Origin of the sequence: Serratia sp. HMSC15F11 (assembly GCF_001808215.1) — a bacterium.
Classification (GTDB): Bacteria; Pseudomonadota; Gammaproteobacteria; order Enterobacterales; family Enterobacteriaceae; genus Serratia; species Serratia nevei.
Genome location: NZ_KV792491.1, coordinates 1 through 20,246 on the forward strand (window position 1 = coordinate 1; position 20,246 = coordinate 20,246).

Consider the following 20,246-nt stretch of genomic DNA (forward strand, 5'->3'; position numbering starts at 1 on the left):
CATGATGCACCTCTCATTTATCGACCGAAAACGTCACGAGTACTTCAAAAAAAACGCTAACTGACAAGCATTAATCGCGCAGGCGGCCCGTCCGTTACCTCCCTTCAGGGAACGAAATCGAGCACCACGGCGTTGAACAGCGCGTACTCGGTGGCGGTGGCCATCGGCGGAAACTGCGCGTGCTGCACCGCCGCGCTCGCCGCTGCGCACAGGGGCGCGTCGCCTCTTACGATCTTGCTGCTCGCCAGCTTGCCGTCCGGCCGCAGCCGAATGCTGATGGTGCAGCGTTGGCCGCGCGCATGCTCGGGCAAACGCAGCTCGCGGCTCACCGCGTTATGCACCCGCACCGGATAGCTGAGCGGCGCCGTGGCCTGCGCCTCGGCCTGCGGCTCCGGCAACGGGATGCCGGCCTGACGCCCGGCGCCGCAGCCGCTCAGCAGCAACAGCGCCAACAAGCTTAGTGTCTTTTTCATTCCCTATGTCCTTATTGGGGGGATTTATCCTTATCGCGCGGCCCTCACTGCGCCGCCGGGTAAGCCTCGCCGTCATCCGCGTAACGCTGCAGCCGCTCGCGCCACCACTTGGCCGCCAGACCGCTGGCGCTTTCCCGCCAGCCGAAATAGGCAACGTCGCTGCAGCGCTCAGATTCAACGCGTTTCGCCACCAGTTCGCCGCTGTTAAGGTAAGGTTCCGCCAGAGAACGCGGCAGATAGCCGCAGCCCAACCCGGCCAACTGCGCCTGCAGCTTGGCGTCGAAGCCGAAGACCGTCAGCGTATCCTGCTCTTCGAGCAGGTTCAGGCTCTGCGGCGCGTTGACCCGCGAGGTATCGCGCACCACCACCGCCCGGTGCTGACGGATTTCGTCCTTCGGCAACGGTTCCGGCAGCGCCGCCAACGGATGCTGCGGCGCGACGGCGAACACGTAATCCAGCTGCCCCAGCCGGCTGAACGCATAGCCCACCCGCGACGGCGGCTCGCAGATGGCGCCGATAATAATGTCGGCGCAGCCATAAACCAGCGATTCCCAGGAGCCGGCCAGCACCTCGTGGCTGAAGCGCAGCCGGGTATGATGATGTTGCCGATAGAACTCGTCGATCAGTGGCAACAGGCGGGCGAACGGGAAGGAGGCGTCGATCCCGAGCGTGATCTCGCTTTCCCAGCCGTTCTCCACGTAGCGCGCCTGCTGCTCCAGATCCTGCGCCGCCCGCAGCAGCACCCGGCCTTTTTCCAGCATCAGCTTGCCGGTATCGGTGAACTTCGCCCGGTGGCCGGAGCGGTCCAGCAGGGTGATGTCGAGATCGTTCTCCAGCTTTTGCACCATATAGCTGAGTGCCGAAGGGGTTTTAAACAGTGCGGCGGCTGCGGCGGCGAAAGATCCGTGCCGGTCCAGCGCGTCCAAAATCAGCAGCGCTTCCAGGTTTAATCTCATGCTTTCTCCCGTGTATAAAAAAACTCAACAAGTCGGCAAAAATTCTGCGGTATCTTTGAAATCGCCCTCTGCCTACCATGCGTTTTATCGGCGTTACACTCATCAGATGTTCAACCGAAATATCACTGGGAAGGTAAATTATGTCCAAGTTTCAACTGCTTGATAAAGACAACTCCGCACTGATTTTTATCGACCATCAACCGCAAATGGCCTTCGGCGTGGCTAATATTGATCGTCAGCAACTGAAAAACAACGTTGTTGGTTTGGCGAAGGCGGGCAAGATTTTCAACGTGCCAACCCTTTTCACCTCGGTAGAAACCGAAAGCTTCAGCGGCTATATCTGGCCGGAACTGCTGGCGGTACACCCTGAAATCACCCCGATTGAACGCACCTCGATGAACTCCTGGGAAGACGCGGCCTTCGTTAAAGCCGTGGAAGCCACCGGCCGCAAAAAGCTGGTGATCTCCGCGCTGTGGACCGAAGTGTGTCTAACCTTCCCGGCGCTGATGGCGCTGGAAGCCGGCTATGAAGTGTATGTGGTGACCGACACCTCCGGCGGCACCTCCGTCGATGCGCACGAGCGTTCAATCGACCGCATGGTGCAGGCCGGCGCCGTGCCGGTGACCTGGCAGCAGGTGCTGCTGGAGTACCAGCGCGACTGGGCGCGCAAAGATACCTACGACGCGGTGATGGCGCTGGTGCGCGAACACAGCGGCGCGTACGGCATGGGCGTCGACTACGCTTACACCATGGTGCACCACGCACCGGCTCGCACGGTGAAATAATCCCCTTGCCCCGGCCCTGCGCCGGGGTATTTTCAGGAGTCGGTTTTATGGCCCATCCGCAGCATGTCACGCTGGTGATCACCCACCGTTTGGCGCCGGGGAACGAGCAGGCCTATGAGGCCTGGCTGAACCGCATCATGCCCGACGCCGCGGGCTTCACCGGCCATTTGGGCGTCAACGTCATCCGCCCTTCCGGCGACGAACAGGCCTATACGGTGTTGGTCCGCTTCGACAACCTCGACAACCTGTACCGCTGGATCCACTCGCCGCTGCGCAAGCAATACATCGAAGAAGTCACCCCGCTGCTGCTGGAGAGCGACCATATCGAGATCCGCCCCGGCGCGGAGTTCTGGTTTACCCCGCCCAACCCCGGCGTGCGCCAGCCGCCCCAGTGGAAGCAGTTCATCATCACCCTGCTGGTGATCTTCCCTTCCACCAATCTGGTGCCCTGGTTTTGGGGGTTGGTGCTGCCGCAGCTGGACGGCACGCTGCTCGGCCATTTTCTCAATGACGCCACCGTGGTCGCCCTGGTGGTGTACCTGTGGATGCCTATCGTGACTCGCGTTTTTCATCAATGGCTGACCCGCCGCTAGGCGGTTCGCCGGGAGAATGTTATGAACCACCACGCTTCATTGATCATCACCAACGGCAAGTTTCACACCGTCGATCGCCAAAATCCCACCGCACAGGCGGTCGCCATCCGCGACGGCAAGTTTCTGGCGGTCGGCAGCGAAAGCGAAGTCATGCAGCACGCCGGGCCGGAAACCCAGGTGATCGATCTGCACGGTCACACCGCCATTCCGGGCCTGAACGACTCGCACCTGCACCTGATCCGCGGCGGCCTGAACTATAACCTGGAGCTGCGCTGGGAAGGCGTGCCTTCGCTGGCCGACGCCCTGCGCATGTTGAAAGAGCAGGCGCTGCGCACGCCGAACCCGCAGTGGGTGCGGGTGGTCGGCGGCTGGACCGAGTTCCAGTTTGCCGAACGCCGCATGCCGACGCTGGACGAAATCAACCAGGCGGCGCCGGACACGCCGGTGTTCATTCTGCACCTCTACGATCGCGCGCTGCTCAACCGCGCGGCGCTGAAGGTGGTCGGCTACACCAAAGACACGCCGAACCCGCCGGGTGGCGAGATCCAGCGCGACGCCAACGGCAACCCGACCGGCATGCTGATCGCCAAGCCCAACGCCATGATCCTGTACGCCACGCTGGCGAAAGGGCCGAAGCTGCCGCTGGAACAGCAGGTTAATTCCACCCGCCAGTTTATGCGCGAGCTGAACCGTCTGGGCCTCACCAGCGCCATCGACGCCGGCGGCGGCTTCCAGAACTATCCGGAGGATTATCAGGTGATCGCCGAGCTGCACGAGAAAAAGCAGCTGACCATCCGCATCGCCTATAACCTGTTCACCCAGCGGCCGAAGCAGGAGCTGGAAGACTTCGAGCTGTGGACCGACATGCTCAAGCCGGGTCAGGGCACCGACTTCTATCGCCACAACGGCGCCGGCGAGATGCTGGTGTTTTCCGCCGCCGACTTCGAAGACTTCCTGCAGCCGCGCCCGGATCTGCCGCCGGGTACCGAAGACGAGCTGGAGCGGGTGGTGCGCCATTTGGTCGAGCACCGCTGGCCGTTCCGCCTGCACGCTACCTATGACGAATCCATCAGCCGCATGCTGGACGTGTTCGAGAAGGTGAACCGCGACATTCCGTTCAACGGGCTGCACTGGCTGTTCGACCACGCCGAAACCATTACCGAGCGCAATATCGAGCGGGTCAAGGCATTGGGCGGCGGCATTGCGGTGCAGCACCGCATGGCGTTCCAGGGCGAATATTTCGCCGACCGCTACGGCATCGAAGCCACCAAACATACGCCGCCGGTAGCGAAAATGCTGGCGGCTGAGCTGCCGGTCGGACTGGGCACCGACGCCACCCGCGTCGCCAGCTACAACCCGTGGACGGCGCTGTACTGGCTGGTTTCCGGCCGCACCGTCGGCGGCATGGCGATGTACGACGACAGCGCCCGGCTGGATCGCGAAACGGCGCTGATGCTATGGACGCAAGGCAGCGCCTGGTTCTCCACCGAACAAGGCAAGAAAGGCCAGATCAAGGTCGGCCAGCTGGCGGATGTGGCGGTGCTGTCGCAGGACTATTTCAGCGTGCCGGAAGAGCAGATCAAAGGCATCGAGTCGGTAATGACGGTGGTGGACGGCAAGGTGGTCTACGCCGCCGGCAGCTTCTCGCCGCTGGCGCCGCCGCCGCTGCCGGTGCTGCCGGAGTGGTCGCCGGTCACCCAGGTGCCGGGCCACTACCGCTCCGCGCCGCCGTCGGCGGCGGCCAAAGTCGGCGTGCTGAGCCAGGCGCACCAATGCTGTGGCCCGTGTGGCGTACACGCGCATCAGCATGACATTGCGCGCCGCTCCAGCATCCCGGTGTCGGACGAGAATGCCTTCTGGGGCGCGTTCGGCTGTTCGTGCTTCTCGTTCTAAGTTGCCAGGTCAGTAACTTATTATGCAACTAGCTTAATAAGATGTTAAGTTAGTAACATAGCAACCTAATGGCGCTGTCCACGAGAGAGCGCCATTTCATTTTCAATCGCGGTTGATCTCCAGCCAGCGCCGCTGCTCGGCGGAGGTGGCTATCGCATCCAGCACGCACGACACCTTCCAACCTTCTTCAAAGTCCGGCCACATGCGATCGCCCGCGGCGATGCCGTTGACCAGATCGCGGATCTCCACCGTCTTCTGATCGTTAAAGCCGATGCCGTGCCCGGCGCTGATGCAGAACGCCGCGTAGTCCGGGTGTTTCGGCCCTACCAACAGCGTTTTGAACCCCTGCCGCTCCGCCGGCTCATCGTGCCGATACAGCTTCAGCTCCGCCATCCGTTCCTGGGTATAGCTCAGCGTGCCTTTAGTGCCGGTGACCACATAGGTCAGCCCCATCTTACGCCCGCAGGCGATGCGCGAGGTTTCGAGAGTGCCCATCGCCCCGCCGGCGAAACGCAGCAGCGCGCTGGCCTGATCTTCGTTTTCCACCGGCAGCAGGCGCGCCGGGTCTTGCGGATCCGGGCGCTGTTTGATCACGGTCTGCATATCGCCGGAGACCGCCACGATATCGCCCACCAGGTAGTGGGCCATATTGACGATATGCGCCGCCAGATCTCCCAGCGCACCCAGCCCGGCGCTGGCGCGGCGGCAGTGCCAGTCAATCGGCGTGCGCGGGTCGGCCAGATAATCCTCATTGTGGGTGCCGTAAAAATGCACCACCTCACCGATTTCGCCGTTGGCGATGATCTCGCGCGCCAGCTGGCTGGTCGGGTTCTTCATGTAGTTGAAACCGACCAGCGTTTTCACGCCCTTGGCGCGGGCGGCCTGCACCATCTCCGCCGCGTCGGCGGCGCCCAGCGCCAGCGGCTTTTCCGAATACACGTGCTTGCCGTGGCGAATCGCCTCCAACGCCATCTCTTTGTGCAAGAAGTTGGGCGCGCAGATGTCCACCACGTCGATCGCCGGATCGGCCACCAGCTGCCGCCAATCGCCGGTCGAACGCGCGAAACCGAACTCGGTGGCGCGCTGCGCCGCCAGCTCGGGCGTCACTTCCGCCAACATCTCCAGCACCAGCTCCCCTTTCAGAGGAAAGACCGTGGGGGCCTGCGCATAGGCAATAGCGTGACAACGCCCGATATAACCGGTGCCGATTAACCCAACGCGTACCTGTTTCATCATTTTCTCCCGTGATCGAAATCCTGCGTAGAACCAGGCGCCGCTCAATGAAACGCGCCGTCTGATAACGGGTTTATATGGAATGTAAATTTCAATAACAAGCGCACGGGAAAATAAAATTCATATTCGTGATGCCGTTCATGAAACGTTGACGGGAGGATGCAACGCAGAAAGCCCAGACACGGCTTGCCGTATCCGGTGAGATAAAATGAACCGTTTATTTCATATCACGGTAAACCGTTAGCGCCGTGCTGCACGTAGCCGGGGCGTTGCAGCAGGCGCTGCTGATAGGCCGCCAGCGCCGCATAATTCGGCCGCTCGAACGGCGTCATCAGCCAGCGATTCAGCGACAGCCCCAGCACCACGTCCGCCAACGTGAAGGCGGCGCCGGCGGCATAAGGGCCGTGCTGCGCCAAATGCTTGTCCAGCAACCCCATCAGCCGGTTCCACTCACGCTCGGCGGCGGCCAGGCTGGCGGCATCCTGATAATCCGCATGCCCACGCACCCGCGACATGAACACATAGCGCCAGGCGCCGTTCAGATCGGTGGCCTGCCAGTCCATCCACATCTCCACCGCCGCACGCGCGCCGGGTTCCTGCGGCAGCAGATCGCGGCGCCCTTCCCGCCCCGCCAGATAGCGGCAGATGGTGTTCGACTCCCACAGCGCCCGCTCGCCGTCGATCAGCACCGGCACCAGGCCGTTCGGGTTCAGCGCCAGAAACGCCGGCTCCTGCGTGGAGCGAAAGCCGCTGCCCCAGTCCTCCCGCACCAGCGGCAGCCCCAGCTCCTGGCAGGTCCACAGCACCTTGCGCACGTTGATCGATGAAGCCTTGCCCAATAGTTTCAGCATTCGCTTTCCTTATTCTCTCCAGAACGGTTTATAGCCTTCACGCCGGGCTTCCACCTGCGTCAGGCCGATGTCCGCCAGCTGCCTGTCGTTCAACAATAACAGCTCCTTTCTCGTTCTGTGCCGCAGCAGATAGAGACGCCAGCGTGACCAACCTACCGAGCGCCGCAGCGGCATACCAGCAAAAAGAGCCATGTTGTTATTCTCCCTGATGTTTTCGCGTTGCAGTCATCATGCTCGCCGGGAGAAAAACAATACAGATTCACGCTGGCGCTATTTTTTTCATACAGATGCGCCAATAAAACCGCTGAATGGTTTACTTTGAAAGAATCTGTACCGGTTTTTTAATCATTCATCCCGATAAGAGGCCTCTGTATGACACGCTACGCCACCCTGGCCGCCATTCTCAGCCAACGTATTCAGCAAGGGCTGTATCCGGCCGGCCACCGCCTGCCTTCGGTGCGCACGCTGAGCCAGGAGCACGGCGTCAGCATCAGTACGGTACAGCAAGCCTACCGGCTGCTGGAGGAACAGCGCCTGGTGGAAGCGCGGCCGAAGTCGGGCTACTTCGTGCATACGCAGCGCGCGCAGGCCGAGCTGCCTGCCATGACGGCGCCGGTGCAGCGGCCGGTAGACATTTCGCAATGGGAGCAGGTGCTGGAGCTGGTGCGCAGCCGGCCGCGCGAGGGCCTGATCCAGCTGGGGCGCGGCATGCCGGATATCGCCGAGCCGACGATGAAACCGCTGATCGTCGCCCTGCGCAACGCCGCCCGCCACGGCGACCTGCGCAGCCTGTATTACGACAGCATTCAGGGCGTGGCCGCGCTGCGCAAACAGGTTGCCCGCCTGCTGCTGGATTCCGGCTGCCAAATCGGCCCCGACCAGTTGCTGATCACCACCGGCTGCCAGGAAGCGATTTCCGCCGGACTGCGCGCCGTTTGCCAACCCGGCGACATCGTGGCGGTCGACTCGCCCTGCTTCCACGGCACCATGCAGACGCTGAAGGGCCTGGGTATCAAGGCGCTGGAAATCCCCACCGACCCGCTCACCGGCGTCAGCCTGGCGGCGCTGGAGATGGCGCTGGAACAGTGGCCGGTCAAGGCCATCCTGCTGACGCCCAACTGCAACAATCCGCTGGGCTACATCATGCCCGACGCCCACAAACAGCGGTTGCTGACGCTGGCGCAGCGCCACGACGCGGCGATCATCGAGGACGACGTCTACGGCGACATCGCCTATCACTACCCGCGGCCGCGCACCATCAAGTCGTTCGACGAAGACGGCCGCGTGCTGCTGTGCAGCTCGTTTTCCAAAACGCTGGCGCCGGGGCTGCGGGTGGGCTGGATCGCGCCCGGCCGCTACCTGGAGCGGGTGCTGCACATGAAGTTTATCGGCTCCGGCGCCACCGCCACCCAGCCGCAGCTGGCGATCGCCGAATTTATCCGCGGCGGGCACTATCTGCAGCACCTGCGGCGCATGCGCGCCCGCTACCAGCAGAACCGCGACCGCATGACCGACCTTATCCTGAAGTACTTCCCGGCCGGCACCCGCGTCAGCCGGCCGCGCGGCGGCTTTATGCTGTGGATCGAACTGGACGAGGCGTTCGACACCCTGCGGCTGAACCGCCATCTTGAGCCGCAGGGCGTGCAGATCGCCGTCGGCAGCATCTTTTCCGCCGCCGGCAAATACCGCAACTGCCTGCGCATCAACTATGCGCCTAAGCTGACGGCGGAGATCGAACAGGCGGTGCAGCGGGTCGGCGCCACCATCCAGCGGCTGATGCCGAGCGGCGTGCTGCAACCTCAGACGGACTGAAGCAAAAACTCCGCCACCCGGCGGCGCAGATGTTCGATGCCCTGCGGATGGTGAATAAACTGCGCCACCGGCATCATCTGCCAGCGCTGGCCTTCATCGCCGAAGCGAATGGCGGCGATCTGCGCCGGGGCGATCTCGCCGGCCATAAACCAGGTCGGCGGGGAGCCGGGCAGGATGCCGTCGTAGCGCCGCCGCCAGGTCACCTGGCATTCGGCGATCGCCACGCCGAATTCTTCCTGCGTCTCCCGCTGCACGCACTGCAGCGGCGTTTCGCCGTTTTCCCGCCCGCCGCCGGGCAGATCCCACAGGCCGGGCCACGGAATGCCCGGTTTGTCGTCCCGTTGGTAAACCAGCAAGCGATCGTCGCACAGCAGCGCGATTTTGGCCCCGCCAAACGCCTGAACCGTCATGTTTTCTCCGCTCCCCGCCCATCCTCTTTGACTGAACATCATACTTCATCCCCGCACGGCCTGGTGTATAGTGAAAATCCGTTTTCACAACAGGCGAACAATGACGATGAACTCTCCGTTTCTGGTGACTCCCCAATGGCTTGCGCAGCATATCAACGATGAAAATCTGGTGGTGATCGACGTCCGGATGTCGCCGGTCGGGCTGACGCCGAAGAAGGACATGCTTGCCGAGTTCGAACGCGGCCATATCCCTGGCGCGGTCTATTTCGATATCGACGAGGTGGCGGACAAAAACACCGCGCTGCCGCACATGCTGCCGACGGCGGCGGAGTTTGGCGTGGCGGTGGGCAAGTTGGGTATCAGCGAGCGCGACACCCTGGTGATTTACGATGAGGGCAACCAGTTCTCCGCGCCGCGCGGCTGGTGGACCTTCCGCAATTTCGGCGCCCGGCACGTTTACGTGTTGGACGAAGGGCTGAACGGCTGGGCAGCGCTGGGCCAGGCGCTGGAGACCGGCCCGGCGCAGCCTGAGCCGCAGACGTTCAACGCCCGGTTCAACGCCGACGCGGTGGTGAATATGCGGCAAGTGGAACAGGCGTTGGGCACGCCGGTGCAAATTCTCGACGCGCGCGCCGCGCCGCGCTTTTATGCCGAAGCGCCGGAGCCGCGCCCCGGCCTGCACCGCGGTCATATTCCCGGCAGCATCAACATTCCGTACGGCGAGCTGCTGGAGAACGGCCGCTTCAAATCGCTGGAAGCGCTGCGCCAAACCTTCAGCGACAAGGGCGTGGACATCAACGGGCCGATCATCACCAGCTGCGGCTCCGGCGTGACGGCGGCGGTACTGGCGTTCGGCCTGCTGTCGCTCGGCGCGCCGCAGGTCAAGCTGTATGACGGCGCCTGGAGCGAATGGGGCCAGCTGAGCGGCAAGCAGCCTATCGCTAAAGATTAGTGCCGATCCGCTCGACCACGATCTGCGCCAGCCGCTGCACGGCGGCGGAAGGCTGATCCTCGGCGCGGTGCAGCACCACGCCGAGCTGGCCGAGAGCGGGCAGCAGTTCGGGCGCCAGCGGCGCCAGGCCGGGCGGCAAACCCGCCGCCGTGCGCACCGTAACGCCCAACCCGGCGTTCACCGCCGCCCAAACGCCGTTCAGGCTGCGGCTGGTAAAGGCAATGCGCCAGGGAATACCGGCGCGATCCAGCGCCTGCGTCGCCGCGCTGCGCATCAGGCAAGGCGCGTCGAACATCACCAGCGAAAGCGGCTCATCCCCTTCTCGCCAGGGTGCCAGCGCGAAGCCGGGCGAGGCGATCCAGTGCAGCTGCCGCTGCCCCAGCGCCTGATGAAACGGCGTGCTCAAACCGCCATCCCACGCCAGCGACAGATCCAGCTGGCCTTTCAGCACCCAGTCGATCAGCTCGGCATTGCGGGCGATGCGCGCCTCGATGCGCACCTTCGGATTGGCGCGCGCGAAGCTGCCCAATACCTGCGGCAAAAACGTCTCGCCGAAATCCTCCTGCAGCCCCAGCCGCACCGTGCCCTGCAGATCCAACCCGCGCACCGCGGCGGCGGCTTCGTCATTGAGCTCCAGCAGACGGCGCGCGTAGCCGAGCAAGGTTTCCCCCGCCTCGGTCATCACCATGCCGCGCCCGGCCTTGCGCAGGATCGGCGCGCCAACCTGCTGTTCCAGCTTTTTCAGGTGGGCGCTGACCGCTGAAGTCGAGCGCCCTAACCGTTCAGCGGCCTTGGCAAAGCTGCCCAGTTCGACGCCGGTAACAAAGCTGCGCAAATCCTCGAGATCGAACGTTATTCGCCCCATGCTGACCATCCTGATTTTCTGAACCATCAATCAAAATAATACCGATTTTACTGATAAAGATGGCGTGTCACGCTCTCCCGGTCAATGTCTTTGCGGAGAATCCTTATGCTCGCGATGCAATACCGTTTCACCCTGCCCGCCGATTACGACATGGCCATCGTCCGCCGCCGCATCGCCAATTTCGGCCACCGGCTCGACGCCTGCCCGCAGCTGATCGTCAAAGCCTATCTGTACGCGCAGCGCAGCGAAGGCAGCGCCGAGAACCTCTACGCTCCCTTCTACCTGTGGAACAGCAGCGCCGGCATGAGCGACTTCCTGACCGACGAGGGTTTCAGGGGGCTCAGCCAGGCGTTCGGCTGGCCGCGTGTCAATCATTGGCTGCCGTGGCTGGCGCATTTCGATCGCCCTCATCTGGCCGGGGCCGCCTGGGCGACCTGTCAGGAGCAGATTATCGCCCCCTACAGCGATCTGCCTGCGCTGCGTCGGCAACAGCAGGCGGCCCCCGGCGCGCTGGCCTCCATCGTGGCGTTCGATCCCGCCGACTGGCGATTAGTGCGGCTGGATTTATGGCGTGAACCGCCGCAGTCCCCCGTGCAAAACGGCCAGCTGTTCCGCGTCGGCCATCTGTCCGCCCCCTTTGACCACACTGCGCCGCGGGTTGACAGTCAAACCTGATATTGATAATCATTATCAACATTAAACATTCATTTGCGGTTCGCGGGATGCGGGCCGCTCTCTGGGGTCAAGCGCCATGCCGTCATCACCGATCACACCTTACGCCACCACCTGCTGCATCGTGGGAGGCGGCCCCGCCGGGCTAATGCTCGGCTATCTGCTGGCGCGGGCGGGGATCGACGTGACGGTGCTGGAGAAGCACGCCGACTTCCTGCGCGATTTTCGCGGTGACACCATTCATCCGTCGACGCTGGAAGTCATGCACCAGCTGGGCCTGCTCGACGAACTGCTGACGCTGCCACACCAGCGCGCCGAATCCCTGCATGCCGAAGTCGCCGGACGCGACATCAAGCTGGCGGATTTCACCCGCCTGCCGACGCGCTGCAAATTTATCGCCTTTATGCCACAGTGGGAGTTCCTCAACTTTTTGGCGCAGCAGGCCGCCGCCTTCCCCAACTTTAGGCTGCTGACCTCAACGCAGGTTCACCAGCTGCTGTACGACCGCGGCCAGGTGTGCGGCGTGCTGGCCGACACGCCAGAAGGCCCGATCCGCGTGCGCAGCCAGTTGGTGGTCGGCACCGACGGCCGCAACTCGGTAGTGCGCGAACAGGCGGCGCTCAGCAGCCGATCCTTCGGCGCGCCGCGCGACGTATTGTGGATGAAGCTCAGCAAGCAGCCGGGCGATCCGGCCTGGTCGATGGGCCATACCGGGCCGAAGCAGAACTTCATCATGATCGACCGCGGCGACTACTGGCAGTGCGGCTACTCGATCGATAAAGGCAGCTTCGACGCGATCCGCCGCAGCGGCCTGGAGAAATTTTTGCTGCACCTCGCCGAGGTGGCGCCATTCCAGGACGATCGCCTGCAGGAGATCGTCGAGTGGGATCAGGTGAAGCTGCTGAGCATCCGCATCGATCGTCTGGATCGCTGGGCCAAACCGGGGGTGCTGTGCATCGGCGACGCCGCGCACGCCATGTCACCGATCGGCGGCGTGGGCGTCAACCTGGCGATTCAGGACGCGGTGGCCGCCGCCAACGCCCTGATCCCGCCGCTGCGCCAGCATCGGCTGCAGCTGAAGCATCTGCTGAGCGTGCAGCGCCGGCGCGAATTCCCCACCCGGGCCATCCAGTTTTTGCAGATCAAAATGAGCCAGCGCAAGCCGGGCGAACGCCGCGCGGCGGGCGGTTCGCGCCTGATCGCCCGCGTCGGCAACAGCCGCTGGCTGCCGCGCCTGTTCGGCCGCATCATCGGCCTGGGTTTTCGTCGTGAAACGCCGCGACATCTTGAAAATTAACTCGCTATACTCATCGGTTCCCGCTTCGATGAGGTTCATTCATGTTCACCGTCCGTCAGGCATTGCTGGAAGATTTAACGCAGGTGCGCGATATCGGCATCCGCACCTATCGCGCGCACTTCGGTGAGCTGTGGCGCTACCCGCACGAGCTCGAGGCCTTTCTCGCCGAGGATTTTTCCGTCTCCGCGCTGGAACGGACGCTGCGCGATCCCGACGTGTGCTGGCTGTTGGCCTATGAGGATGACGCCCTGGTCGGCTATGCGCGGCTCAACGTCGACAGCCTGTTGGCGCCAACGCAAACCCGCGGCGCAGAGCTGCAGAAAATCTATTTCCTGCCGGGCCATGCCGGCAACGGCTATGGCCAGCGCCTGTTCGAACAGGTGCAACAGCGGGCCATCGAGCGCCGGCAGAAGACGCTGTGGCTGGAAGTGCTGCAACGTAACACCGGCGCCCAACGCTTTTATCAGCGCCAGGGATTGAGCATTTGTGGCGAGACCTGCTACACCAGCGCCCAGGGCTCGATAGGCATCTGGTATATGAGCAAGGCGCTGTAACCGCGCCCCGCTCCGCCGTCGTTTAGCGCGGCTCCCGCTGCAGCATCAGGAACAGTAAGGCAAACGCATTGGGCGCCAGGTAGATCAGCGCCCCCAGCTGCCCCGCCAGCGGATCCTTCTTGGCCTGCCAGGCCATGAACCAGTCGCCGGCGAGCACCATAAAGCCGACGCCCCACACCGCAATTGCGCAAATCGCCCCCAGCATGGCCCAGGCTTTGCCCTTGGCGAAAGCGGCGTAAGGGCCTCTCAATCGCCCGATCATCAGCACCACGCCTGCGGCCGCGAATAGGCCCGCCAGCGTTTCCAGCGTGGTGATGACAGCCAACCCCAACATGCAGGCCCAGTCAGCGCTGATCGCGCGCCACATCAACCCCGGCGTCTGATAGGTATCTTGCATGGCGAGCAGCGGGCCCACCGCATTGCGCGCGGTGCCGGTGAAATCCGCCGTATTGTTCAACAGGCTGAACAGCCCCCACAGGGCCGGAAACAGGGACAGGACGATGCAACCGAGGCGTGACACAGTGATTTCGTTCATGATGATGTTAGCTATCCATGGCAAGGGATTAATAAAAAACGCCTTTTAGATTAGTCCATAACATCCGCAAGGAGAAACAGCTGCACGACTTTCAGACATGCGGCTCCCTTTGCCTCGTTCAAATCGCCACCAGCCCGCGTACACCGTCCTGTTCCATATTGCTGCCGGCGCCGCGCTGCACGATGCTGCCGCGCGACATCACCAGATAGCTGTCCGCCAGATCGGCGGCAAAGTCATAGAACTGTTCCACCAGCAGGATCGCCATATCGCCCTTCGCCGCCAGCTGCTTGATCACCGCGCCGATCTCCTTGATCACCGAAGGCTGGATCCCTTCCGTCGGCTCGTCGAGGATCAGCAGCTGCGGCCGGCAGGCCAGCGCCCGGCCGATCGCCAGCTGCTGCTGCTGCCCGCCGGAGAGATCGCCGCCGCGCCGATCCTTCATTTGCCGCAGTACCGGAAACAAGTCATAGATCGGATCCGGCGCCGTGCGCGCAGCGGCGCCGGAAAAGCGCGCCAGCCCCATCAGCAGATTTTCCTCCACCGTCAGGCGCGGGAAAATCTCCCGCCCCTGCGGCACATAGGCGATGCCCGCCTGCACCCGCTGATGCGGTTTTTTACCGGTGATGGTTTCGCCCTGCCAGCGGACGCTGCCGCTGCGCGCCGGGACCAGCCCCATCAGGCATTTCAGCAGCGTGGTCTTGCCCACGCCGTTGCGCCCCAGCAGGCAGGTCACCTCGCCGATGCGCGCCTCGAACGACAGGCCGCGCAGAATGTGGCTGCCGCCGTAATATTGATTCAATTCCTCTACCTGCAGCATCGTTACGCCTCCTCAGCGCCCCAGATATACCTCAATCACCCGTTCATCGGCCTGCACCTGCGCCAGCGATCCTTCCGCCAGCACCTGCCCCTGGTGCAGCACCGTCACGCGATCGGCAATGGTTTCCACAAACCCCATATCGTGTTCCACCACCATCAGCGAATGCTTGCCCGCCAGCTCGCGGAACAGTTCGGCGGTGTAGTCGGTTTCGGCGTCGGTCATGCCGGCCGCAGGTTCGTCGAGCAGCAGCAGGTGCGGTTCCTGCACCAGCAGCATGCCGATCTCGAGAAACTGTTTCTGCCCGTGGGACAACAGCCCGGCGGGCCGGTGGCGTTCATGCCCCAGCCGCAGGATCTTCAGCATCTCGTCGATGCGGTCGCGCTGTTCGCTGCTCAGGCGAGCGCGCAGGCAGGCCCACACCGATTTGCGGGTTTTCTGCGCGATCTCCAGATTTTCGAACACCGTCAGCGCCTCGAACACCGTCGGTTTTTGAAACTTGCGGCCGATGCCGGCGTGGGCGATCTGCATCGGCGCCAGCCGGGTCAGATCGACGGTCTGATCGTAAAACACCCTGCCGCTGTCCGGCCGGGTCTTGCCGGTGATCACATCCATCAACGTGGTCTTGCCGGCGCCGTTAGGGCCGATCACGCAGCGCAGTTCGCCGACGCCAATGCGCAGCGACAGATCGGTCAGCGCGCGAAAACCGTCGAAGCTGACGTTGACGTTGTCGAGCTGCAGCACCGGATCGGTTTGCTGCCGGTATTTATCCGCCGGCAACGGGTGGGTAAACAGCTCGTCGGTCACTTGCATCGCTTTCATGAGGTTTTCCTCCGGCGCAGTAGGCCGATCACCCCTTTGGGCAGAAACAGCGTGACGACGATAAACATCAGGCCGAGGAAGAACTGCCAGTATTCGGGAATGGCCATGGTGAACCAGCTCTTGGCGCCGTTGACGATGCCGGCGCCGAGCAGCGGCCCCACCAGCGTGCCGCGCCCGCCGAGCGCCACCCAGATGGCGGCCTCGATCGAGTTGGTCGGCGACATTTCGCCGGGGTTAATGATGCCGACCTGCGGCACATAGAGCGCGCCGGCCAGCCCGCACAGCACCGCCGACAGCGTCCAGACGAACAGCTTGAAACCCTTCGGATCGTAGCCGCAGAAGGTCAGCCGGTTTTCCGCATCGCGCACCGCGGTCAGCACCCGGCCGAATTTGCTGCGCGCCAGCGCAAAGCCGATGGCCAGGCTGGCGGCCAGCAGCAGCACCGTCGCCAGGAACAGCGCTACCCGCGTGCCGGCGGCGGTGATGGGAAAGCCGAGCAGCGTGGTGAAACCGGTAAAGCCGTTATTGCCGCCGAAGCCGGTCTCGTTGCGAAAGAACAGCAGCATGCCGGCATAGGTCAGCGCCTGGGTCATGATCGAGAAATACACCCCTTTGATTTTCGAGCGAAAGGCGAAGTAGCCGAACAGGAAGGCCAGCAGGCCCGGCACCAGCACGATCAGGCACAGCGCCCAGGCGAAATGCTGGGTGCCGCTCCAGAACCACGGCAGCTCATTCCAGGAGAGGAACGCCATAAACGCCGGCAGCCCGTCGCCCGCCGCCTGTCGCATCAGGTACATGCCCATGGCGTAGCCGCCGAGCGCGAAGAACAGCCCGTGGCCGAGCGACAGCAGCCCGGCATAGCCCCACACCAGATCGAGCGCCACCGCCACCACCGCGTAGCACAGGATCTTGCCCGCCAGCGTCAGGGTATAGGTGGACACCGCCAGCGGATGATCCGCCGGCAACAGCGTCATGAACGGCATCACCAGCAGTGCCAGCAACGCCAGCCCGCCGATGCTCAACGCCAGCCGGGGCGCTTTCTGCACGCCGGTTACGGTCAATGGTTGGCTCATCAGTCAATCACCCTGCCCTTGAGGGCGAACAGCCCCTGCGGGCGCTTTTGAATAAACAGAACGATCAGCACCAGGATCAGGATCTTGCCCAACACGGCGCCGATCTGCGGCTCGAGGATCTTGTTGACGATGCCGAGGCCGAAAGCCGCCGCCACCGTCCCCGCCAGCTGACCGACGCCGCCGAGCACCACCACCAGGAACGAATCGATGATGTAACCTTGCCCCAGCTCCGGCCCGACGTTGCCCAACTGCGACAGCGCCACCCCACCGAGCCCGGCGATGCCGGATCCCAGCCCGAAGGCCAGCATGTCCACCCGCCCGGTGGGCACGCCGCAGCAGGCCGCCATCGCGCGGTTTTGCGTCACCGCGCGCACGTTCATGCCGAGCCGGGTCTTGTTCAGCAGCAGCCAGGTCATCGCCAGCACCAAGAGCACGAACGCGATCACCGCGATGCGGTTCCACGGCAGCACCAGGTTCGGCAACAGCTGCACGCCGCCCGACAGCCACGCCGGGTTGGCGACCTCGACGTTCTGCGCCCCGAACAGCACCCGCACCAGCTGGATCAGCACCAGGCTGATGCCCCAGGTGGCCAGCAGGGTTTCCAGCGGCCGGCCGTACAGGTGGCGGATCACCGTGCGCTCAAGCAGCATGCCGATCCCGGCGGTGATGGCGAACGCCACCGGCAGCGCCGCCAGCGGGTAGAGCGCCAGCCACTGCGGCGCAAACTGCTGAAACAGCCCCTGCACCAGGTAGGCGGAATAGGCGCCGAGCATCAGCATTTCGCCGTGCGCCATATTGATGACGCCGAGCAGGCCGTAGGTGATCGCCAGCCCGAGCGCCGCCAGCAGCAGGATCGAACCGAGCGACAGGCCGCTGAACGCCTGGCCGAGCAGATCGCCGATCATCAGGCGGTGCTGCACCTGCTGCAGGCTGCGTTGCGCCTCGGCGCGCACCGCGGCGTCCGGCTCGTGGGCGGCGTCGGTCAACGCTTGCAGTCGGGCGCGGGTTTCCGGCTCGCCCGATTCGCCCAACAGCCGCACCGCATTGAAACGCACCTGCGGATTGCCGTCGGTCAGCTGCAGGTTAGCCAGCGCCAGGCTCAGCGCCTGATGCACCTGCGGGTCTGTTTCCCGCGCCAGCTGCCGAGCCAACAGCGGCAGCTGCTCGCCGTTCGCTTCGCGCTGCAGCGCGCTCGCCGCCTGCAGCCGCACCGCCGCGTCCGCGCTGACCAGCCGCTGCGCCGACAATGCGTTGGCAATCAGAATGCGCAGCCGGTTGTTCAGCCACACCTTCTTCAGTTCGCCAACCGGTGCCGCCTCGCCCTCGAGCGGCAGATAGCGATCGCCCTGGCGGATAAAGGCGCGCTTCGCCCCGTCGATCGCCACGGTTTCCTGCTGCAGCCCCTGCAGCAGCGGCAGGCGCGCGGCGTCCGGCTCAGCCGCCCAGGCCTGCAGCAGTTTGGCCTGCTGCGCACGGTTGGCCGCCGCAAACTCATCGGCCGGCCCGGCCTGCACCAGCAGGGGCCAGGCGCACAGCAGCCACAGCCCGACGCGCAGAGAAGATAAAAACGGAGATTGCATCAGCTGCCTCTTCTGTTGGGCCGGCGGGCGTTGGGCCGCGCCGGCGCTGAGTGACGTTACTTGCCGCCCTTCACCGGGTAATCCGGCTTCTTGTCGTTGCCGGCGATATACGGGCTCCACGGCTGCGCGCGCACCGGCGCTTCGGTCTGCCACACCACGTTGAACTGGCCGTTGCCTTCGATCTCGCCAATCATCACCGGCTTGTGCAGATGGTGGTTGGTCTGGTCCATGGTCAGCGTGAAGCCCGACGGCGCGGCGAAGGTTTGCCCGGCCATCGCGGCGCGCACCTTATCGACGTCGGTGGTGCCGGCCTTTTCCACCGCCTGCGCCCACATGTGGAGGCCGACGTAGGTCGCCTCCATCGGATCGTTGGTCACCGCGGTGGCGTAATTCGGCAGGTTGTGCGCCTTGGCGTAGGCTTTCCACTGGCTGACAAACTGCTTGTTGGTCGGGTTATCCAGCGATTCGAAGTAGTTCCAGGCCGCCAGGTTGCCCACCAGCGGTTGGGTGTCGATGCCGCGCAGCTCTTCCTCGCCGACCGAGAAGGCGATCACCGGCACGTCGGTGGCCTTGACGCCTTGGTTGGCCAGCTCTTTGTAGAACGGTACGTTGGAGTCGCCGTTGATGGTGGAGATCACCGCCGTGTTGCCGCCGGCGGCAAACTTCTTGATGTTGGCGACGATGGTCTGGTAATCGCTGTAGCCGAACGGCGTGTAGACCTCTTCGATATCCTTGTCCTGCACGCCTTTGCTGTGCAGGAAGGCGCGCAGGATCTTGTTGGTGGTGCGCGGATAGACGTAATCGGTGCCCAGCAGGAAGAAGCGCTTGGCGCCGCCGCCGTCCTCGCTCAGCAGGTATTCCACCGCCGGGATCGCCTGCTGGTTCGGTGCCGCACCGGTATAGAACACGTTCGGCGACATCTCTTCGCCTTCGTATTGCACCGGGTAGAACAGCAGCCCGTTCAGCTCCTCAAACACCGGCAGCACCGACTTGCGCGACACCGAGGTCCAGCAGCCGAACACCGCCGCCACCTTATCCTGGCTCAGCAGCTGGCGCGCCTTCTCGGCGAACAGCGGCCAGTTGGAGGCCGGATCCACCACCACCGGCTCCAGCTTTTTGCCGAGCACCCCGCCTTTGGCATTGATCTCGTCGATGGTCATCAGCGCCACATCCTTCAGCGGCGTCTCGGAAATCGCCATGGTGCCGGAGAGCGAACTCAGAATGCCGACCTTGATGGTGTCGGCGGCCTGCGCGCTCCAGGCCAGGCCCAGGCCGATAGCGGCGGCGGACAGCGCAAAAGCTTTGATAAAACGACGACGTTGCATAGTTCAAACTCCTGATGTGTGTGAAATCAAAATCGTTGCGCCGAGCGCGCGGGCTGCTGGGCCCGCGCCTGATGCAACATGTGCAGCGTTATTTTTCGTACCTCTGCCTTGCTGACGGCGATATGCTCGCCGAGCAGCGCTTGCGCCGCCCCGCTTTGCCGCTGCAGGATCGCCTGCAAAATGGCGGCGTGTTCGCGGTAGGTGGCGTCCACCCGCGCCTGCTGGGTGAAATCCAGCCGGCGAATGATGCGGATCTTTTCGGTCAGCTCGCGGTGAATGCGCGCCATCTCGCCGTTGCCCGCTGCGGCCACCAACGCCTGATGAAACTGCTCATCGTGCTGCGACACCGCCTGGCCGTCCGCCAGACGCGGCGCTTCTGTCCAAAAACGGTTCAGCGCCGCCAGCGCGGCCGGCGTTTCCCCGGCCGGCCATTCGCACAGCCGTTTCACCGCCTCTTGTTCCAGCACGATGCGCAGGTCGTACAGCTCTTCGAAGTAGGCGAAGTCGAACGGCCGCACCTGCCAGCCGCTGCGAAACAGCACCTCAACATAGCCTTCGCGCTCCAGCCGAAACAGCGCCTGACGCACCGGCGTGCGGCTGGCCGCCATACGCTGCGCCACGTCGCTTTCGCTGAAGCGATCGCCCGGCAGCAGGCGAAACTCGAAGATGTCGGCCTTGAGCTGCAGATAAATGCGCTCCGCCAGCCCCTCAGGCCGCGCCTTGTGCTCCCCGTTGGTGATTTGCATCATCG

22 protein-coding genes are annotated in these 20,246 nt (G+C 63.7%); 8 read left to right on the top strand and 14 right to left on the bottom strand.

Annotated elements, in window-relative coordinates; genetic code table 11:
- Nucleotides 1–104 precede the first annotated feature (104 nt).
- The gene (locus HMPREF3138_RS17940) at nt 105–473 is read right to left on the bottom strand and encodes a cell envelope integrity TolA C-terminal domain-containing protein (protein ID WP_038880138.1); all 369 of its coding nucleotides are present in this window, start codon (nt 471–473) and stop codon (nt 105–107) included.
- A gap of 44 nt (nt 474–517) precedes the next feature.
- Nucleotides 518–1,429 carry a LysR substrate-binding domain-containing protein gene (locus HMPREF3138_RS17945; protein WP_033646934.1) on the bottom strand — a complete coding sequence of 304 codons (912 nt, stop codon included), beginning with the start codon at nt 1,427–1,429 and terminating at the stop codon, nt 518–520.
- Nucleotides 1,430–1,569: 140 nt separating this feature from the next.
- On the opposite strand from HMPREF3138_RS17945, the gene HMPREF3138_RS17950 reads away from it, so the two are divergent.
- From HMPREF3138_RS17950 to HMPREF3138_RS17960, 3 genes are read left to right on the top strand one after another with little or no spacing between them, the layout of a single operon-like run.
- Nucleotides 1,570–2,214 (top strand): hydrolase, encoded by a 645-nt coding sequence (locus HMPREF3138_RS17950; protein WP_004939390.1) that lies wholly within the window; start codon nt 1,570–1,572, stop codon nt 2,212–2,214.
- A 47-nt stretch (nt 2,215–2,261) separates the two neighbouring features.
- Nucleotides 2,262–2,807 (top strand): antibiotic biosynthesis monooxygenase, encoded by a 546-nt coding sequence (locus HMPREF3138_RS17955; RefSeq protein ID WP_038880135.1) that lies wholly within the window; start codon nt 2,262–2,264, stop codon nt 2,805–2,807.
- A gap of 21 nt (nt 2,808–2,828) precedes the next feature.
- Nucleotides 2,829–4,700, top strand: coding sequence for an amidohydrolase (locus HMPREF3138_RS17960; RefSeq protein ID WP_033637616.1), 1,872 nt, complete (start codon nt 2,829–2,831; stop codon nt 4,698–4,700).
- A gap of 102 nt (nt 4,701–4,802) precedes the next feature.
- Here HMPREF3138_RS17960 and HMPREF3138_RS17965 read toward each other — a convergent pair whose 3' ends face one another.
- The 3 genes from HMPREF3138_RS17965 to HMPREF3138_RS17975 all read right to left on the bottom strand — a co-directional run bounded on the left by HMPREF3138_RS17965 (nt 4,803) and on the right by HMPREF3138_RS17975 (nt 6,976).
- Nucleotides 4,803–5,933: a Gfo/Idh/MocA family protein gene (locus HMPREF3138_RS17965; protein ID WP_038880132.1), complete on the bottom strand. Its 1,131-nt coding sequence runs from the start codon at nt 5,931–5,933 to the stop codon at nt 4,803–4,805.
- Nucleotides 5,934–6,160: 227 nt separating this feature from the next.
- Nucleotides 6,161–6,784 (bottom strand): glutathione S-transferase family protein, encoded by a 624-nt coding sequence (locus HMPREF3138_RS17970; protein WP_038880129.1) that lies wholly within the window; start codon nt 6,782–6,784, stop codon nt 6,161–6,163.
- A 9-nt stretch (nt 6,785–6,793) separates the two neighbouring features.
- Nucleotides 6,794–6,976, bottom strand: coding sequence for a DUF1127 domain-containing protein (locus HMPREF3138_RS17975; protein ID WP_038880126.1), 183 nt, complete (start codon nt 6,974–6,976; stop codon nt 6,794–6,796).
- 180 nt (nt 6,977–7,156) lie between these two features.
- Here HMPREF3138_RS17975 and HMPREF3138_RS17980 point away from each other — a divergent pair, with 180 nt between their 5' ends.
- The gene (locus HMPREF3138_RS17980) at nt 7,157–8,596 is read left to right on the top strand and encodes an aminotransferase-like domain-containing protein (protein WP_038880123.1); all 1,440 of its coding nucleotides are present in this window, start codon (nt 7,157–7,159) and stop codon (nt 8,594–8,596) included.
- On the opposite strand, the gene HMPREF3138_RS17985 is transcribed toward HMPREF3138_RS17980, so the two are convergent.
- Nucleotides 8,584–9,006 carry an NUDIX hydrolase gene (locus HMPREF3138_RS17985; RefSeq protein ID WP_038880121.1) on the bottom strand — a complete coding sequence of 141 codons (423 nt, stop codon included), beginning with the start codon at nt 9,004–9,006 and terminating at the stop codon, nt 8,584–8,586. The genes HMPREF3138_RS17980 and HMPREF3138_RS17985 overlap by 13 nt on opposite strands.
- Nucleotides 9,007–9,112: 106 nt before the next feature.
- Here HMPREF3138_RS17985 and sseA point away from each other — a divergent pair, with 106 nt between their 5' ends.
- On the top strand, nt 9,113–9,958 hold the full coding sequence (gene sseA / locus HMPREF3138_RS17990; RefSeq protein WP_038880118.1) for a 3-mercaptopyruvate sulfurtransferase: 846 nt from the start codon (nt 9,113–9,115) through the stop codon (nt 9,956–9,958).
- Here the strand turns inward: sseA and HMPREF3138_RS17995 are convergent.
- Complete coding sequence (locus tag HMPREF3138_RS17995; protein ID WP_038880116.1) at nt 9,948–10,823, bottom strand: LysR substrate-binding domain-containing protein; 876 nt, start codon at nt 10,821–10,823, stop codon at nt 9,948–9,950. The genes sseA and HMPREF3138_RS17995 overlap by 11 nt on opposite strands.
- 105 nt (nt 10,824–10,928) lie before the next feature.
- Between HMPREF3138_RS17995 and HMPREF3138_RS18000 the strand changes: the two genes are divergently transcribed.
- From HMPREF3138_RS18000 to HMPREF3138_RS18010, 3 genes are all read left to right on the top strand, one after another.
- Nucleotides 10,929–11,498 carry a DUF4865 family protein gene (locus HMPREF3138_RS18000; protein WP_038880113.1) on the top strand — a complete coding sequence of 190 codons (570 nt, stop codon included), beginning with the start codon at nt 10,929–10,931 and terminating at the stop codon, nt 11,496–11,498.
- A gap of 76 nt (nt 11,499–11,574) precedes the next feature.
- Nucleotides 11,575–12,792, top strand: a complete 1,218-nt coding sequence (locus HMPREF3138_RS18005; RefSeq protein ID WP_038880111.1) for an FAD-dependent oxidoreductase — start codon at nt 11,575–11,577, stop codon at nt 12,790–12,792.
- Between the two features lie 41 nt (nt 12,793–12,833).
- A complete protein-coding gene (locus HMPREF3138_RS18010; protein WP_038880108.1) occupies nt 12,834–13,346 on the top strand; it encodes a GNAT family N-acetyltransferase in 513 nt (170 codons plus the stop codon).
- Between the two features lie 22 nt (nt 13,347–13,368).
- Here HMPREF3138_RS18010 and HMPREF3138_RS18015 read toward each other — a convergent pair whose 3' ends face one another.
- The 7 genes from HMPREF3138_RS18015 to HMPREF3138_RS18045 form a co-directional block, all read right to left on the bottom strand.
- Nucleotides 13,369–13,881 carry a DUF2165 family protein gene (locus tag HMPREF3138_RS18015; protein WP_070559205.1) on the bottom strand — a complete coding sequence of 171 codons (513 nt, stop codon included), beginning with the start codon at nt 13,879–13,881 and terminating at the stop codon, nt 13,369–13,371.
- A 118-nt stretch (nt 13,882–13,999) separates the two neighbouring features.
- Nucleotides 14,000–14,698, bottom strand: a complete 699-nt coding sequence (gene urtE, locus HMPREF3138_RS18020) for an urea ABC transporter ATP-binding subunit UrtE (RefSeq protein ID WP_038880102.1) — start codon at nt 14,696–14,698, stop codon at nt 14,000–14,002.
- Between the two features lie 12 nt (nt 14,699–14,710).
- On the bottom strand, nt 14,711–15,517 hold the full coding sequence (gene urtD, locus HMPREF3138_RS18025) for an urea ABC transporter ATP-binding protein UrtD (RefSeq protein WP_033637599.1): 807 nt from the start codon (nt 15,515–15,517) through the stop codon (nt 14,711–14,713).
- Nucleotides 15,514–16,590: an urea ABC transporter permease subunit UrtC gene (gene urtC, locus HMPREF3138_RS18030; protein WP_016928582.1), complete on the bottom strand. Its 1,077-nt coding sequence runs from the start codon at nt 16,588–16,590 to the stop codon at nt 15,514–15,516. Before urtC ends, urtD begins: the two co-directional genes overlap by 4 nt.
- Nucleotides 16,590–18,170 (bottom strand): urea ABC transporter permease subunit UrtB, encoded by a 1,581-nt coding sequence (gene urtB, locus HMPREF3138_RS18035; RefSeq protein WP_038880099.1) that lies wholly within the window; start codon nt 18,168–18,170, stop codon nt 16,590–16,592. The genes urtC and urtB overlap by 1 nt, the downstream gene beginning before the upstream one ends.
- A gap of 56 nt (nt 18,171–18,226) precedes the next feature.
- On the bottom strand, nt 18,227–19,495 hold the full coding sequence (urtA, locus tag HMPREF3138_RS18040) for an urea ABC transporter substrate-binding protein (protein WP_038880098.1): 1,269 nt from the start codon (nt 19,493–19,495) through the stop codon (nt 18,227–18,229).
- A 26-nt stretch (nt 19,496–19,521) separates the two neighbouring features.
- Nucleotides 19,522–20,241 (bottom strand): GntR family transcriptional regulator, encoded by a 720-nt coding sequence (locus tag HMPREF3138_RS18045; protein WP_038880441.1) that lies wholly within the window; start codon nt 20,239–20,241, stop codon nt 19,522–19,524.
- Nucleotides 20,242–20,246: the final 5 nt, after the last annotated feature.